The sequence below is a fragment of the Pseudomonas sp. CFBP 8758 genome (assembly GCF_014841725.1).
Lineage (GTDB): Bacteria > Pseudomonadota > Gammaproteobacteria > Pseudomonadales > Pseudomonadaceae > Aquipseudomonas > Aquipseudomonas baltica.
Window position 1 is genome coordinate 231,605 of record NZ_JACYUK010000003.1, and the last position, 12,206, is coordinate 243,810.

Here is a 12,206-nt window from a genome sequence, read left to right on the forward strand (position 1 = left end):
TCGCGCCCACAAAAAAGGCCATCCGAAGATGGCCTTTTTCAGCGGTACATCAAGCTGCCGAGTTGATCGGCTTCTCTGGGTGCCAGGCGTCCAGCAACGGGCTGACTTCGACGCGGGTCAGTTCGCTGCGACCCTTGAGCCAGGCTTCGACGATAGTGCGGTGCTCTTCGGTGACGGAACCACGCTTGGCCAGGCAAACCAGACCGAAGTCGTCGCCGCCAACATAGTCGAGGCCGTTGGCGTCCATTGCTTCGGTCAGGAACGCATCGAGGAATGCGTCGATCTGCTCGTCAGCCAAATCCTCCTTGAAGTCCAGGTTCAATTCGAAACCCAATTCCTGGAATTCGTCGACGCACAGTTTTTTGCGCAGACGACGGGAGCGGTTAGTGGCCATGAAACAATCCTCTTAGGTAATATCGCGGCGCAGTCTACCAGTTAAGCCAGGCGCCTGCCTGATTCAGTGACAAATGACTTGCCCTGCACCTACTCGCCCAGCCCGGCCAGTGCCAGGCGCAACTGCGTCTGCAATTCCAGCAACGCCAGGTGCAAGGCCTCACGTCCCGTACGCAGATCGTCCCATGGGTGGCTTGCTTCCAGCGCCAGGCACGCTTCATAGACCGCGTGCGCCTGGACGATGCGAGCGGCGCCATTGATCTTGTGAGCAATCTCCACCACGCCCTGGTGGTCGTCGTCGGCAATGGCAAGCAGTCGCTGGCTATCCTCCGTGCAACTGCGCAGTACTTCCTCGAGCAGTCGCCGCGTGAGCACGCTGTTGCCGCCGGTCAAGACGTTGAGTGGGTCGATGATGTTCATGTGTGCAATCACACCAGCGCGTTGCGCTTGGCCATTTCGATAAGTTCAACCAATGAGTTCGCCTGAAGTTTCTGCATCAGGCGTTTCTTGTAGGTACTGACTGTCTTGTTGCTGAGAAACATGCCTGTGGCAATTTCCTTGTTGCTGCGGCCCTGCGCGAACAACTGCAAGACCATCAACTCGCGGTCGTTGATGGTCTTGAACAGCTCGAGTTCCTGAAGTTGGCCTTCATCTTCTCGTGACGGAATCAACGCTTGGCTGGGAAAGTAGTTGTAGCCAGAGAACACTGCGCGGACGGCACTGATCAACTCGCTCAGCGCCTCCTGCTTGCAGACGAAACCGGCGGCGCCCGACTGCATGCAGCGTATGGCGAACAGAGCCGGGGCCTGAGCGGTCAGTACCAGGATCTTGTAGGGGACGTTCATGCCATGGAAGCGGGTCAGTACTTCGAGCCCGTCGAGCTTGGGAATGCTGATATCGAGAATGAGCAAGTCAGGTTGGCACTCGCGCACCATCTGCATGGCATCCACCCCGTTGTCGCTCTCGCCTACGACGCAGTAGCCTTCGTTTTCCAGAAGCATTCTGACGGCGAGCCGAATGACAGGGTGATCATCGATGATGAATACATTACGCATGCAGCCTCTCCTGAACGATCCAGTAAAAGCGCGCACCTTAGCCCAGTTGCTTCGAAGGGCATACGAATGGACTCGGGAAAGAGTGATTCTAGGAAACTTCCTACAGATATAAACGTAACGGAATACAAAGATAGTTTGATTCCAAAGAGTCAACTATCGTTTGTATTCGTTTATTTCCACGCTACACACTAGAACGAGTTCGAGCGCCCGGTCATTTCGCCGGCCATTTCTGCGGCATAACTGTCGGTCATGCCTGCGATGAAATCGATCATGCGCAGGAACGACTTGTGCAGCGGCCAGTCCGGCTGCGGCGCGTTGTGCCCCAGCAGATCGAGAATGCGCTGGTGCTTGAACGACAACCTGCCTGTGGTGTGCTGCTCCAGCGCCGCCCCGCAGAACGCATTGAGCAGCACTTCGAGGGTGGTGTAGGCGCCGATCTCGTGCAGGGTCTTGCGCTTGTCCTGGAAAATCTTCTTGCGCGCCATGTCCTTGGCGTCGAGCACGCAGCGCTTGGCCGGACCGTGCATGTGCTCGACCAGATCGCCGCTCAGCTGGCCGGCCAGCAGCGCCTGCTGCTGTTCGACGAACGCGCGCGCGGCAGCGTTGGTCAGGTGCTCGATGGCCTTGCCGCGCAGGATCGCCAGCTTGCGCCGCCGCGAGTCCAGTGGGCCGAGCTGGCGATAGGTGTCCGGGATGTCATCGCCTACCAGGTCGAGCAACAGTGCCTCGACTTCGGCGTAGTCGAGCAGCTCCATTTCCAGGCCGTCTTCCAGGTCGATCAGGCCATAGCAGATGTCGTCTGCGGCCTCCATCAGGTACACCAGCGGATGCCGGGCCCAACGCTGCTCTTCGAGCAATGGCAGACCCAGCTTGCCGGCGATCTGTTCGAGCAGCGGCAGTTCGCTCTGGTAGCAGCCGAACTTGTGCTTCTTGTAGCCCAATGCATCGGCGTGGCGCGCCGTCCACGGGTATTTGAGGTAAGTGCCCAGAGTTGCGTAGGTCAGCCGGGTGCCCCCGTCGAACTGGTGATACTCGAGCTGGGTGAGCACCCTGAAGCCTTGGGCATTGCCTTCGAAATTGAGGAAGTCGTCACGCTCCACTTCGCTCATTGCGTCGAGCCAGCCACGCCCGGCTGCCTGGCGGAACCAGTGGCGAATGGCGTCTTCACCGGAATGCCCGAAGGGCGGATTGCCGATGTCGTGCGCCAGGCAGGCCGACTGCACGACCATGCCCAGGTCGCTGGGCTCGCACCATTGCGGCAGCTGGTCGCGCAGGGTTTCGCCCACGCGCATGCCCAGGGAGCGGCCCACGCAACTGACTTCCAGCGAATGGGTCAGGCGCGTATGGATGTGGTCGTTGCTCGACACCGGGTGGACCTGGGTCTTGCGCCCCAGCCGGCGGAAGGCGCCGGAAAAGATGATGCGGTCGTGATCCTTGTGGAACGGGCTGCGGCCCAGTTCTTCCGGGCTGTGCAGGGGCTTGCCCAAGCGTTCGCGTGTAAGCAGTGTGTGCCAATCCAAGGCGATTCCTCCGGGACCCGATCGAGCCTGCAGTGTCGGCCTGCGAGGGCTGGCTGGCAAGGCTGGCATCGGGCCTTGAACGTATTGAACAGGTAGGTGCAGCCAGGAATGTCAGGCAAAAAAAAGCAACCCGGATACGTTTACGACCGCACCCGGGTTGCTCTTTCAGCCAAGCCTAGCGTCTGCGCGAAGAGCCCTGCATGGCCAGCTTGATCACCGGCAACAGCAACGTGCCGACCTTGGCCAGCCGCGAAAGACGGCCCGGACCACGAACCGGCGCGACGACCGGCGCACGGGCGCTGTTGCCAGCCCCGCGTCCGGTCAGGAAACCCATCAGGGTGACGCCTGCGATGCCCCACAGTGAGGCATGTTTGATACCCATGCCGGTCTGCACCGATTGACCCAATCCGCGCAGGCGGTTGAGCGGATTGACCAATTGCCGCGACTCGTGCCGCAACTCCTGGCGATGCATTTCCATGCGCAGCCGAATCAACGACTTGCGCATGTCGCGCCGTGACTGGGCGCTGGTAGGTTCGTTTCGGCTCATGGCAGCAGGCGCTCCCGGTCATTGGCCAGTTCTTCCAGTGTCCCACTGAATGGCGAGGATTCATCGAACACAGCCGCCTTGAGGCGGAATGCGCAGAAAATACCTGCCAGTACGTAGAACACCGCCAGGCCGACCATGCCGGCCATGCGGTAGTTGTCCCACAGCAGAATCAGAATGAGCCCGGACAACGCCACCAGTGCCAGCAAGGCGAAGACCAGGGCCAGGCCTGCGAACAGCAACAGGCTGACGGTTCGAGATTTCTGCTCCTGCAACTCGATGCCGAACAGTTCGACATGACTGCGAAGCAGGCCGAGCATGGCAGCACCCAGGCGCCGAGAGGTGGAGCCGGTGCTGTTATCTGTGGTATCCGAGTCGAGGAGGGACATATCAGTGCCTTGTGGCCAGCAGGCCCAGAAGGAAGCCTACGCCTGCGGCGATGCCGACGGACTGCCATGGGTTTTCCTGAACGTAGCCTTCGGCTGCGACTACGGCCTCCTGGCTGCGCTCGGCTGCGGTTTCTTTGGTCTGCTGCAGCGATTCGCGAGCCTTCAGCAGGCTCTCGTTGATCTGCGCGCGCAGTTCTTCGGCCTGGGTGCCGGCGATGCTGGCGGTGTGTTCGAGAAGTTTCTCGGTGTCACGGACCAGGGTCTGAAAATCGGCTTTGAGAACTTCTTGGGCTGCTTTGGTGCTCGGGGTGGCCATGTTGATCTCCATATGGGTGGCGTCTGGATATTTCGAGTGAGGGTGATCCCGAAGGTTCAGTGCCATTGCGCGGCATAATCCTTTGTATAGCCCATTATCGACATGTCGGGGCAATTGACGGGTCTCGGACGGCTGCCTTATGCTGTATAAAGATACAGTATATGGATAATCACTCGCCCATGCTCAACGTCGAACAACTCAAGTACAGCGTCAACCGCATGGCCCCGGACGTGGTTCGCGAAGCCGTGCTGGAACTGCGTCTCGACGGCCTGGTTACCGAAGGCAAGACCCCGTTTAGCAAGCTGCACTTCAACACCTGCTTTGCCGAGGTCGAGGCGCTGTTCCAGCGTGCCGGCTATCACCGACCGCTGGATGTGGTCGGCTACAAGGGCCTGCTGTACGCCTTGTACGACCCAACTCGCTGGGAAGCGGTCGAGGTGCTGCGTTGGCTCAAGGAATTCACCGAGGCAGCCGAGGCTGTCCACGCGCGATGACAGCCGTAACGCCGTGGGCGATACTCGCGGCCTGAAACCATCGTGGATCTAGGCATGTCTGCACCCAAATTCGACCCTGCTGCGCATCAGGCCAGCACCCTGTGCCTGCCACCCGGCAAATGGGCAACCGTGCTGGATTGCCTGTGCGAACATTTTCCGGCCATCGATCGCGCTCAGTGGCTGAGTCGCATGGCCAGGGACCGGGTGCTGGACGCCGACGGCGTACCCATCGGACCTGCCCATGCCTACCGCCAGGGCCTGCGCATCCACTACTTTCGCGAAGTGCCGAACGAACGGCCGATCGCTGCACAGGAGCAGGTGTTGCACGTCGACGAGCATCTGGTGGTGGCCGACAAGCCACACTTCCTGCCGGTGACACCGACCGGCGAGTACGTCGAACACACCTTGCTGCGGCGGCTCATCCGCCGTCTCGACAACCCGCACTTGGTGCCGCTGCACCGCATTGACCGGCATACGGCAGGTCTGGTGCTGTTCTCGGCCAATCCGCAGACGCGCAGTGCCTATCAGCAGCTGTTTCCCACTCGACAGATCGAAAAGCGCTACGAGGCCATCGCGCCCGCACTGCCCGACCTGGCTTTTCCGTGGGTGCACCGCAGCCGCCTGGAGCATGGCGAGCCGTTTTTTCGCATGCGCGAAGTGCCGGGGCCGAGCAACAGTGAAACTCGCCTGGAGGTCGCCGAAAAAGGCGAACACGTGTGGCGCTACGTGCTCAACCCGGTCACCGGCAAGACTCATCAGCTGCGCGTCCACATGACCGCGCTGGGGGCCAGCATCTGCAACGATCCGTTCTACCCGCAGCTGAGCAATACCGAGGTGGACGACTATGCCCGGCCGTTGAAGCTGCTGGCACGCTCGCTGCAGTTCCACGACCCGCTCGACGGTCGCCTGCGCAATTTCGAGACACAACTGAAGCTGACGTTCTAGAACGACAAAGCCCGCCAGAGGGCGGGCTTTGTCTTGCAACACTTAAACTCTGTTTGATCAGAGTTCCTTGACGGTACGTACCTGGTCTTTATTGACACGGGTAGTCTTGCCGTCCAGCTGCTCGAATTCGTAGAAGCCAGCGTCTTCGTCGTAGGAGGGCGTGTCCACCGCCTGGATTTCACGACCGTCGTTCAGGGTGATCACGGTAGGCGATGCGCAACCGGCAAGCGATGCCAGGCCCAGCGCGAGCATGAAAGCGGGAAGGATCCGGTGAGTCATTGTGTTTCTCCACAAAACAAAAAAGGGTGCTGGCGTATACGGGAATAAGACGCTGCTTGCGCCAGCAAAGTTCCGTTGGTCCGACCGGTGCAGTCTAGCGTTTGCCGACCTGCTCAGCGACCCAGCAGTTGAGGCGTATTGAAATTGGCCAGGCGCGGATCGTTCTCGGCACATTGCAGCGGCTGGGCGCCGAGTGCCAGCAAGACCTTGCGCGGGCTCCGTTCGCCGGCATCCCAGGCTTGTCGCACGAGCGGTTGATGCACCTTGCCAACGATGCACAGCAACGGTTCCCAGAACTCACCCTGACGCACCATCAGCGGCTGGGTTGGATGAGTTTGCTGCGCATGGCGCATGGCGTCGAGCAGGGCCTCGTCCACGCCCGGCACATCGCAGGGCAATACCAGCAGCAGCGGGTGTCGAGCGGCGGCCAGGCCGGCCAGAATGCCCGCCAGCGGTCCGGGAAAGTCGCTGCTGTCATCGTGCACCAAGCGGTCGGCGAAGGCTGCGTATCGCGGATAATTGCGGTTGCACGAAATGATCAGGTCATCGGTCAGGGGTCGCACGCGTTGCTGCAGGTGCTCGATCAAGGGCCGGCCATGCCAGTCGATCAGGCCCTTGTCGCGGCCGCCCATGCGTTGTCCGCGGCCGCCTGCCAGCAGCAGGACAGAGCAGGGGGGCAAGGTGTCGGCAGGGTTCATTCGGGGCCTCGGACAGTGGCTGTGGGGCTGTGATATAACACCGTCCATCCCGCCAAACAACCGGACCCAGCCAATGAAAGCCAAGGCAGATGTACCCTTTGTGCCGCTCAATATTGCAGTGTTGACTGTCAGCGACACCCGCAGCGTGGAAACCGATACCTCTGGCCAATTGTTCGTCGATCGCCTGAGCGCGGCGGGCCACGGCCTTTATGCCCGCGTGCTGCTAAAGGACGACCTGTACAAGATCCGTGCACAGGTTGCGCAGTGGATCGCCGATGACCAATGCCAAGTGGTGCTGATTACCGGCGGCACCGGCTTCACCGGCCGTGACAGTACGCCGGAAGCCGTGGCCTGCCTGCTGGACAAGCAAGTCGATGGCTTCGGCGAGCTGTTCCGGCAGATCTCCGTCGCCGACATCGGCACCTCGACCGTGCAGTCACGTGCGCTCGCCGGGCTCGCCAACGGCACCCTGGTGTGCTGCCTGCCCGGTTCGACCAACGCCTGCCGCACCGGCTGGGATGGGATTCTCGCCGAGCAGCTGGACGTGCGCCACCGGCCGTGCAATTTCGTCGTGCACCTCAAGCAGGCCGAGCCCTGCGTCAGCCGTGGCTGAGTTGCCAGCGGCGCAGCCGCTGCTTCCGGTAGAACAGGCACTGGCGCAACTACTGGCCATGGCCGATGGCACGCCGGTGCGCGAGCGCGAAAGGGTCGCCCTGGCCCAAGGCGTCGGTCGCGTGCTGGCCACTGACCTGATCGCCACGCTCGACCTGCCGCCCTGGCCCAACAGTGCCATGGACGGCTACGCGCTGCGCCGCGAAGACTGGCAGGGCGAGCCGTTGCGGGTCAGCCAGCGCGTGTTCGCGGGCGCCGTGCCCGCGCCCCTGGAACCCGGCACGTGCGCACGCATCTTTACCGGCGCGCCGCTGCCCGAAGGCGCCGACTGCGTGGAAATGCAGGAGAACGTGCAAATCGTGGACGACCAGCGGGTGACCTTCGACCAGCCCTTGAGGATCGGCCAGAATATCCGTCCCCAGGGCCAGGAAACCCGCATCGGCGAACGCCTGCTCGAAGCTGGCAGCCGCTTGGGTGCGATCGAACTGGGCCTGTTGGCCTCCATGGGGCATGCGCACATCGACGTGGTCCGTCGGCCACGGGTGGCGGTGCTGTCCACGGGAGATGAATTGGTCGAGCCAGGTCAGCCGCTGGGGCCAGGGCAGATCTACAACAGCAATCGTCAGGTGCTGTGCAGTGCCTTGAGTGGTTTGGGCTGTGAGGTAGTGGATGCCGGGATTCTGCCCGACGATCTGCAGCAGACACGCCAGCGCCTGGCGGCTCTGGGTGATGTGGACCTGATTCTGTCCACGGGGGGCGTCTCGGTGGGCGAAGCCGATTTTCTCGGCATCGCCTTGCGCGAGGAAGGGCAGTTGGCCCTCTGGAAACTGGCGATCAAACCCGGCAAGCCACTGACGTTCGGCCACTTCCGTGGCGTACCGGTCATCGGCCTGCCGGGCAATCCGGCATCGACACTGGTCACTTTCACCCTGCTGGCACGGCCTTACCTGCTGCGTCGGCTGGGTGTTCGCGACGTTGCGCCGCTGAGCTTCCAGGTGCCAGCCGGGTTTGCCTGGCCGCGCGCCGGTACCCGTCGCGAGTACCTGCGCGGGCGTATCGAGCAGGGCCGGGCTGTGATCTACCCCAATCAGAGCTCCGGCGTGCTGCTGAGCGCGGCCTGGGCCCATGGGTTGGTGGAAATACGCGAAGGCTGCACATTGAATGAAGGCGAACTGGTCGCCTTCATCCCGTTCAGCGAACTTTTTTAAGCGTTGCTCTTGGTCGCTTCGACGGCCGCCGGTGCGCGGCCGTAGATGTCGGTGAAGCGCACGATATCGTCTTCGCCCAGGTATTCACCGCTCTGCACTTCGATCATGACCAGGTCGATCACCCCGGAGTTGACCAAGCGGTGCACGTGGCCCTGCTTGATGAAGGTCGACTCGTTGGTGTCGAGCAAAAACTCGTTGTCACCGTTAGTGACTCGGGCCATGCCGCTGACCACGATCCAATGCTCGCTGCGGTGGTGGTGCATCTGCAGCGACAGGGTGCCGCCGGGCTTGACCACGATGCGCTTGATCTTGAAGCGCTTGCCTTCCTCGAGGATCGTGTACGTGCCCCATGGCCGAGTGACCGTGCGGTGCAGTCGGAAGGCATCGTGACCCTGGCGCTTGAGCTGCTGGGCAAGGAACTTGACGTCCTGGGTGCGGCTGCCGTCGGCAATCAGCAGTGCGTCAGGCGTATCGATCACCACCAGGTTGTCGAGGCCGACGGCGCCGACCAGGCGGCGTGGCGAGTCGATGTAGCAGTTGCTCACGTCATGCAGCACGGTTTCGCCGTTGCACTGGTTGCCCTGTGCGTCGGCTGGAGTCAGCTCGCGCACCGCCTGCCACGAACCGATGTCGCTCCACCCCATCTGGCACGGAATGACCGCCACCTTGTCGGAGCGTTCGAGCAGCGCGTAGTCGATGGAAATGTCCGGCGCCAGGGCGAAGGTGCTGCTGTCCAGCTCAACTTGCAGCTCGCGGTTGCCTTGCTTGCTGTGGCTGACCTGCAGGCAGGTGGTGGCCGCCAGCAGCACGTCCGGTGCGTGCTTTTCCAGTTCGCGCAGAAGCACGTCCACACGCATGCAGAACATGCCGGCGTTCCACAGGTAGTCACCGCTGTCCAGGTAGGCTTGGGCGGTGGCCTGGTCCGGCTTTTCCCGGAAGTGCGCGACTTGATAGCTGCCATCGCCCAGGTCGGCGCCGCGCTCGATGTAGCCGAAACCGGTTTCCGCCGTTTGCGGCACCAGGCCGAACGTCACCAGCCAACCCTCGTCGGCTTTCTTGCGTGCTGCACTGACCGCGGCCTGGAAGGCGTCGATGTCGCGGATCAGGTGGTCGGCCGGCAGTACCAGCAACTGCGCCGACGCGCCGTAGTGTTTGGCGGCATGCAAGGCGGCGCTGGCGATGGCTGGCGCAGTGTTGCGGCCCGCAGGTTCGAGAATGAAGTCGAGCAGGGCATCGCGGTCGTTCAATTGGCGGTAGTCGTCCAGCGTGCGGAAGAACACCTCACGGTTGGTCACCGTCAGCACCCGCTCCACGCCTGGCAATTGCGAGGCACGGGTGAAGGTTTTCTGCAGCAGGCTTTCGCCGTCCGGCAGGCGCATGAACGGCTTGGGCATGGCTTCGCGCGATACGGGCCACAGGCGGGTGCCGGAGCCGCCGGCGATGATGCAGGGAATCAGAGTCGTCATAGGTCGAGCCTCGAGTTGAAGGTGGCGGACGGCACCTGCGAAGGCAAGCGCACACGTCCAGCCGGGCTGGATGCAGGAAAAGGTCGATGAAGAAGGGCAGGGCGCAGGATTCTGCGATTCGACAATGCTACCGCCCGCCTGGAGACGGGCTGGACGTGCAGGAATCGGGAGGTAACGGCGACTTCGATAGTGGCCAGTTGCTTCGCAGTAAAGCCTAAACGAGAACGGTTGGCGAGTGGTAAATGTACGAATGGTTAAAAACTTTTCGTCGGGGCTTTTTTTCCTGCGGCTGTGGTCACATCAGGCACAGTTCCACTTACTGGCCACCGGAGACATGCAGCATGAGCGAGCGCAAGGCAATTCTGATATTGCACGGCAAACAAGCTTCCAACGAAGACGTCCGCAGCGCGGTGGAGCATTACCGGGAGCAAGGCAACGCGCTGGACGTGCGTCTGACCTGGGAAGGCGGCGACGCCCAGCGTCTGGTCGATGAGGCACTGCAAGCCGGCTACACCCAGATCATCGCCGGCGGTGGCGATGGCACCCTGCGCGATGTGGCCGAAGCGATGGCGCTGGCCAAGACCGACGCCAGCCTGGCGTTGATGCCCCTGGGCACAGCCAACGATTTCGCACGTGCCGCCGGCGTTCCCCTCGAACCCGAACACGCATTGGCGCTGCTTGCCCGCGAGCCTCAGGCCATCGATCTGGGTGAAGTGGGCGGGCAGGTGTTTCTCAACATGGCAACCGGTGGTTTCGGCAGTCAGGTCACGGCCAATACCTCCGAAGACTTGAAGAAGGTGCTCGGTGGCGCCGCCTACCTGTTCACCGGGCTGTCGCGGTTCAGCGAATTGCGCGCTGCCTCCGCTTCGCTCAGCGGCCCGGACTTCCATTGGGAAGGCGATCTGCTGGCGCTGGGCATCGGCAATGGACGCCAGGCCGGTGGTGGCCACGAATTGTGCCCCGAAGCCGTGGTCGACGACGGACTGCTGGAGATCAGCATTCTGCCGGCACCGACCGAAGTGGTCGGCACCTTGAAAAGCCTGCTCGGCGGCGGCGGACTGGAAACACTGTTCGTGCGTGCACGGCTGCCGTGGGTCGAAATCAACAGCAAGGAAAACCTCGACATCAACCTCGATGGCGAGCCATTGCGGGGTGAAAACCTGCGCTTCAGCACCATGCCCAAGGCATTGAAAGTTCATTTGCCCGCCGGGTCGCCGCTGCTGAGCCATGGACAACTGACTTAACTGACATAACCGCAGCGACGGCAGTCAAGATATTCGCGCCAGCGCCGATAGCCCGGTACCTCTTCTTTCACTTGGGCTTTGGAGTTTTACATGGCCGGCATTCTTGACTCGGTTGACCAACGTACGCAGCTGGTGGGTGAAAACCGTCTGGAGCTGCTCATGTTTCGCCTGGCCGGCAGGCAACTGTTCGCGATCAACGTGTTCAAGGTCCAGGAAGTCCTGCAGTTGCCCAAGCTGACGCTGATGCCGCAGCGCCATCCGTATGTCTGCGGTGTGATCAACCTGCGCGGGCAGACCCTGCCAGTGATCGACCTGTCCCAGGCCATCGGCATGCGCCCGCTGGTGCCGGGGCCGAGCAGTACCATCATCGTCACCGAATACAACCGCTCGATCCAGGCCTTCCTGGTCGGTGGTGTCGACCGCATCGTCAACATGAACTGGGAAGCCATCCTGCCGCCTCCGGCCAGTGCCGGGCGCCAGCACTATCTGACCGCAATCAGCCGGGTCGACGAGCAACTGGTCGAGATCATCGACGTGGAAAAGGTGCTCGCCGAAATCGTCCCCTACAACGCTCGCGTTTCCCGCGACAAGCTCGACGACCCCTTGCTGGCGCGCGCTCGTGGCCGGGAAGTGCTGCTGGTGGATGACTCGACGGTGGCACTGGCGCAGCTGCGCGATACCTTGTCGCAGCTGGACATCAAGATGCACGTGGCCAGCGATGGCCTCAAGGCGTTGAACAAGCTCAAGGCGTGGGCCGACACCGGCGAGCGCATGACCGACAAACTGCTGATGGTCTTCACCGACGCCGAGATGCCGGAAATGGACGGCTACCGGCTTACCACCGAGATCCGCAACGATCCGCGACTGCGCGACCTCTACGTGGTGCTGCACACCTCGTTGTCGGGCAGCTTCAACGAATCGATGGTGAAAAAGGTCGGCTGTGACAACTTCCTGTCCAAGTTCCAGCCCGACAAACTGGTCGACGTGGTGCGTCAGCGCCTGGAGCTGGATCAACGCTGACAGGCCCTCGTTATTCTCCTGCC

Annotated in this window: 16 protein-coding genes; 6 read left to right on the forward strand and 10 right to left on the reverse strand. The window is 62.0% G+C overall.

All coding sequences use genetic code 11. The annotated features are described in order from the left end of the window. Positions 1-49: 49 nt before the first annotated feature. The 7 genes from IFT75_RS07900 to IFT75_RS07930 all read right to left on the reverse strand — a co-directional run bounded on the left by IFT75_RS07900 (position 50) and on the right by IFT75_RS07930 (position 4,217). A complete protein-coding gene (locus tag IFT75_RS07900) occupies positions 50-394 on the reverse strand; it encodes a YggL family protein (RefSeq protein WP_122478832.1) in 345 nt (114 codons plus the stop codon). Positions 395-483: 89 nt separating this feature from the next. Next, positions 484-813: an Hpt domain-containing protein gene (locus IFT75_RS07905; protein ID WP_192054155.1), complete on the reverse strand. Its 330-nt coding sequence runs from the start codon at positions 811-813 to the stop codon at positions 484-486. Positions 814-821: 8 nt separating this feature from the next. After that, entirely contained in the window at positions 822-1,448 is a 627-nt protein-coding gene (locus IFT75_RS07910; RefSeq protein WP_122478828.1) for a response regulator transcription factor, read from the reverse strand. Positions 1,449-1,636: 188 nt separating this feature from the next. Further along, entirely contained in the window at positions 1,637-2,968 is a 1,332-nt protein-coding gene (locus tag IFT75_RS07915) for a deoxyguanosinetriphosphate triphosphohydrolase (RefSeq protein ID WP_122478826.1), read from the reverse strand. Between the two features lie 175 nt (positions 2,969-3,143). Further along, the gene (locus tag IFT75_RS07920; RefSeq protein ID WP_185793716.1) at positions 3,144-3,515 is read right to left on the reverse strand and encodes a hypothetical protein; all 372 of its coding nucleotides are present in this window, start codon (positions 3,513-3,515) and stop codon (positions 3,144-3,146) included. Next, positions 3,512-3,901, reverse strand: coding sequence for a phage holin family protein (locus IFT75_RS07925; protein ID WP_049859111.1), 390 nt, complete (start codon positions 3,899-3,901; stop codon positions 3,512-3,514). The genes IFT75_RS07920 and IFT75_RS07925 overlap by 4 nt, the downstream gene beginning before the upstream one ends. Before the next feature lies 1 nt (position 3,902). Further along, complete coding sequence (locus tag IFT75_RS07930) at positions 3,903-4,217, reverse strand: DUF883 family protein (RefSeq protein WP_122478822.1); 315 nt, start codon at positions 4,215-4,217, stop codon at positions 3,903-3,905. Between the two features lie 179 nt (positions 4,218-4,396). Between IFT75_RS07930 and IFT75_RS07935 the strand changes: the two genes are divergently transcribed. Continuing rightward, entirely contained in the window at positions 4,397-4,711 is a 315-nt protein-coding gene (locus IFT75_RS07935; RefSeq protein ID WP_122478820.1) for a transcriptional regulator, read from the forward strand. A gap of 54 nt (positions 4,712-4,765) precedes the next feature. Then, a complete protein-coding gene (locus IFT75_RS07940) occupies positions 4,766-5,656 on the forward strand; it encodes a pseudouridine synthase (protein WP_122478818.1) in 891 nt (296 codons plus the stop codon). A 57-nt stretch (positions 5,657-5,713) separates the two neighbouring features. Here the strand turns inward: IFT75_RS07940 and IFT75_RS07945 are convergent, their stop codons facing one another. Together IFT75_RS07945 and mobA are read right to left on the reverse strand one after the other, a co-directional pair. After that, the gene (locus IFT75_RS07945; RefSeq protein WP_043188230.1) at positions 5,714-5,935 is read right to left on the reverse strand and encodes a YgdI/YgdR family lipoprotein; all 222 of its coding nucleotides are present in this window, start codon (positions 5,933-5,935) and stop codon (positions 5,714-5,716) included. 113 nt (positions 5,936-6,048) lie between these two features. Beyond that, positions 6,049-6,633, reverse strand: a complete 585-nt coding sequence (gene mobA, locus IFT75_RS07950) for a molybdenum cofactor guanylyltransferase MobA (RefSeq protein ID WP_192054157.1) — start codon at positions 6,631-6,633, stop codon at positions 6,049-6,051. A gap of 73 nt (positions 6,634-6,706) precedes the next feature. On the opposite strand from mobA, the gene moaB reads away from it, so the two are divergent. Both moaB and IFT75_RS07960 read left to right on the forward strand, forming a co-directional pair. Further along, complete coding sequence (gene moaB / locus IFT75_RS07955) at positions 6,707-7,246, forward strand: molybdenum cofactor biosynthesis protein B (protein WP_122478815.1); 540 nt, start codon at positions 6,707-6,709, stop codon at positions 7,244-7,246. Beyond that, a complete protein-coding gene (locus IFT75_RS07960; RefSeq protein WP_342214320.1) occupies positions 7,239-8,453 on the forward strand; it encodes a molybdopterin molybdotransferase MoeA in 1,215 nt (404 codons plus the stop codon). Before moaB ends, IFT75_RS07960 begins: the two co-directional genes overlap by 8 nt. On the opposite strand, the gene IFT75_RS07965 is transcribed toward IFT75_RS07960, so the two are convergent. Continuing rightward, on the reverse strand, positions 8,450-9,919 hold the full coding sequence (locus IFT75_RS07965; protein ID WP_122478811.1) for a mannose-1-phosphate guanylyltransferase/mannose-6-phosphate isomerase: 1,470 nt from the start codon (positions 9,917-9,919) through the stop codon (positions 8,450-8,452). The two genes, IFT75_RS07960 and IFT75_RS07965, sit on opposite strands and share 4 nt — an antisense overlap. A gap of 341 nt (positions 9,920-10,260) precedes the next feature. Here IFT75_RS07965 and yegS point away from each other — a divergent pair, with 341 nt between their 5' ends. Together yegS and IFT75_RS07975 are read left to right on the forward strand one after the other, a co-directional pair. Further along, positions 10,261-11,163 carry a lipid kinase YegS gene (gene yegS, locus IFT75_RS07970; RefSeq protein ID WP_122478809.1) on the forward strand — a complete coding sequence of 301 codons (903 nt, stop codon included), beginning with the start codon at positions 10,261-10,263 and terminating at the stop codon, positions 11,161-11,163. Between the two features lie 90 nt (positions 11,164-11,253). Further along, on the forward strand, positions 11,254-12,183 hold the full coding sequence (locus IFT75_RS07975; RefSeq protein WP_122478808.1) for a chemotaxis protein CheV: 930 nt from the start codon (positions 11,254-11,256) through the stop codon (positions 12,181-12,183). Positions 12,184-12,206 lie beyond the last annotated feature (23 nt).